The sequence below is a fragment of the Mesorhizobium sp. M2A.F.Ca.ET.037.01.1.1 genome, assembly GCF_003998075.1.
GTDB lineage: Bacteria > Pseudomonadota > Alphaproteobacteria > Rhizobiales > Rhizobiaceae > Mesorhizobium.
In genome coordinates this window covers 1-2,170 of record NZ_RZSA01001046.1, presented here as the reverse complement: position 1 = coordinate 2,170, position 2,170 = coordinate 1, and the positions used below count along the sequence as shown (strand labels likewise).

Annotated in this window: 2 protein-coding genes and 1 pseudogene; all 3 read right to left on the bottom strand. The window is 64.4% G+C overall.

The features are described from left to right. Positions 1-140, bottom strand: a pseudogene (locus tag EOA27_RS42580) (transcriptional repressor); the annotation flags it as partial. Between the two features lie 149 nt (positions 141-289). Continuing rightward, complete coding sequence (mgrA, locus tag EOA27_RS33185) at positions 290-1,336, bottom strand: L-glyceraldehyde 3-phosphate reductase (protein WP_126081166.1); 1,047 nt, start codon at positions 1,334-1,336, stop codon at positions 290-292. Positions 1,337-1,503: 167 nt separating this feature from the next. Next, the coding region (locus tag EOA27_RS33180; protein ID WP_245491238.1) for a Gfo/Idh/MocA family oxidoreductase at positions 1,504-2,170 on the bottom strand (667 nt) is incomplete at its 5' end.

Below are 2,170 nucleotides of genomic sequence, written 5' to 3'. Positions count from 1 at the left end.
CGGTAGACCTGCAGCGGCGCGCGAAAACCGCGCTCGCGCAACTGGTCGAGCAGCGTATAGGCGCTGAGCGGCCCGCTGGACGCCTCTAGCTTCTCGAGCACGCAGAGCTGGTTCTTGGTCAGCGCATCTCTTGCCGTCATCTTGTTCGCCCAATCGACGCTTGCACGCGCGACCGCATGCCAAGGACTTCAATTTCCCCTGAGATAGCGACGAACGAGCGATTTTGCCACTGTTTCCGCAGCGCGTCTCCTCAGGCACAGGTCGGGCGAGACGGTTCGCCGGCTAACCGCTACTTGCGCGGCGGCCCTTTGCGTTCGGCGGAAGCCGCCCAGAGGTTGATGTCGGACTCACGCGCGTAAGTATCGATCTCGCCAAGCTCGGCATCGGAGAACTCGAGCGCCTTGAGCGCGCCGACGCAATCCTCGACCTGTTCCGGCCGGCTGGCGCCGATCAGGGCCGTGGTCACGCGGCCCTTGCGCAGCACCCAGGCCAGCGCCATCTGCGCCAGCGTCTGGCCGCGGCGAGTGGCAATGGCGTTGAGCGCCTTGATGTTGGCGATCGACTTGTCGTTGATGAAGGCCTGCCTGAGCGACTTGCCCTGGGATGCGCGGCTGCCCTCGGGGATGCCGCCGAGATATTTGTCGGTCAGCATGCCTTGCGCCAGCGGCGAGAAGACGATCGAGCCGATGCCCAGCCCCTCCAGCGTGTCGAGCAGCCCGTCCTCCTCGACCCAGCGGTTGAGCATCGAATAGCTCGGCTGGTGGATCAGGCAAGGGGTGCCGAGCTGCCGCAGAATATCGGCCGCCTCGCGGGTGCGCTGCGAGTTGTAGGACGAGATGCCGGCATAAAGCGCCTTGCCCGAGCGCACCGCGTGGTCGAGCGCGCCCATGGTTTCCTCGAGCGGCGTTTCCGGGTCGAAGCGGTGCGAATAGAAGATATCGACATAGTCGAGCCCCATACGCTTCAGGCTCTGGTCGAGGCTCGCCAGCACATATTTGCGGCTGCCCCATTCGCCATAGGGACCCGCCCACATCTCGTAGCCGGCCTTGGTCGAGATGATCATCTCGTCGCGATAGGCGGCGAAATCGGTGCGCAGGATCTCGCCGAACGCGGTCTCCGCCGAGCCGGGCGGCGGACCGTAATTGTTGGCGAGATCGAAATGCGTGATGCCGAGGTCGAAGGCCTTGCGCACGATCGCCTGCTTGGTCCGGTGCGGCGTGTCGTTGCCGAAATTGTGCCACAGCCCGAGCGAGATCGCCGGCAGCTTGAGGCCGGAGCGGCCGCAGCGGTTATAGATCATCTTTTCGTAGCGGTTCTCGGCGGCGACATAGGGCATGGGAAAAATCCTCGGGATCGAAGCGGCGCCGCGAGCGCCGCTAGAGCATGAAGCCGAAAAGTGCGGAGCGGTTTTCGGGCGACTTCATGCTCGGCTCAGGGGTCAATTGAATCGATGCTTGCCCCTACCCTTACCCTCTCCCCGCCGAAACGGGGAGGGGTTGCCACCTAGTTTTTCTTGGCCAGCAGCGCCTTCGCGTCCTTGACGCCGAGCGCGGCCGGCCGCTCGCAGGTCGTCTGCATGGTGACGTATTTGCCGCTTTCGCCGGAACGCAGGATGCCGGTCATCACGTCGACGGCGTGCAGCGCCAGCTCCATCGAGCAGCGGTGCGGCCGCCCTTCGGCGATTGCGATCGCCATGTCGGCAAGACCGGCGGTGCGGTAATTGGCCATCATGCCCTGGCCGTGCATCTCGTTCGGCACGCCGAACGGGTGGTTCCATTTCGGCAGCTTCTTCACCGGCTTGGCCGCGTCGGTGAAGCGTACCTCGCCGCCGAAGAAATTCGGGTCCGGCACGAAGACGGTGCCCAATTCGCCATAGAGCTCCATCGGCGCGTGGCCATGACTCCAGACGTCCCAGGAGGTGTTGAGCGTTATCACCGCGCCGTTGGCGAATTCGAGCAGCGCATGGATCGTGGTCGGCGTGTTGACCGGGATTTTTTCGCCCGCGCGCGGTTTGGAGCTGATCGTCCGCACCTTCGCCGGGGTCGTTGCGAAGGCCGCCACCTGTTTCACCGGCCCGATCAGCTGGATCAGGTTGGTGACGTAGTAAGGTCCGATGTCGAGCGCCGGGCCGGCGCCCGGCTGGAAAAAGAAGTCCGGATTGGGATGCCAG